Genomic DNA, 626 nt, shown 5'->3' on the forward strand with positions numbered 1-626 from the left:
GATAAAATGTACTGCGATTATATCCTGATTGGTTAGCAATCTCTTGAATGGATATTTTTTCAATTGGTTTTTGGCTATATAAATCACAGAATACATTTATAAATGTTTGCCTTGTTTTGTCTGTAATTTCAGGTTGCTTATTCATTATTTGCCTCCATTTTTCTGTTCAATCGATTATACGACAGATATTAAAAATCTGATGGTTGATGACCGTATAGTGAATCTATACAATAACATTATACAACACGTTGTTTGATTATTAACAAGGATTAACATATTTTTTTAGGAGGCAATATGAGAATTTTATTCTTCGGTAGAGGTGTAATATCGACCCAATATGCTTGGGCTTTTGAAAAGGCAGGGCATACAGTTGAGTTTTACGTTAGAAAAGGGAGAAAAGAAACCTTCGGAAGCAGCATAGAGCTTGAAATGTGGGACGTACGAAGAGGGAAACAGCTAATAAAAGAAAGCTGGAACGTCAAACTGCATGAGGAGATGAGCCCAAATTATGATCTCATTATTGTGAGTGTCAACACGGAACAACTTCCAGAAGCAGCACAATTACTATCGACTGCTGCTGGAAACACCCCTGTCCTAATATTCAATAACGTTTGGCAAGATTTGAA

The 626-nt window shown here is 35.5% G+C and carries 1 protein-coding gene and 1 pseudogene; one reads left to right on the top strand and one right to left on the bottom strand.

The window, feature by feature from the left end:
• Positions 1 to 145: pseudogene (locus HQN90_RS39820) on the bottom strand (TetR/AcrR family transcriptional regulator); the annotation flags it as partial.
• Positions 146 to 294: 149 nt separating this feature from the next.
• Between HQN90_RS39820 and HQN90_RS38130 the strand changes: the two are divergent.
• A partial coding sequence (locus HQN90_RS38130) for a ketopantoate reductase family protein (protein WP_246363038.1) occupies positions 295 to 626 on the top strand: 332 nt, incomplete at its 3' end.

The organism is Paenibacillus alba, assembly GCF_013204855.1.
Taxonomy (GTDB): Bacteria; Bacillota; Bacilli; order Paenibacillales; family NBRC-103111; genus Paenibacillus_E; species Paenibacillus_E alba.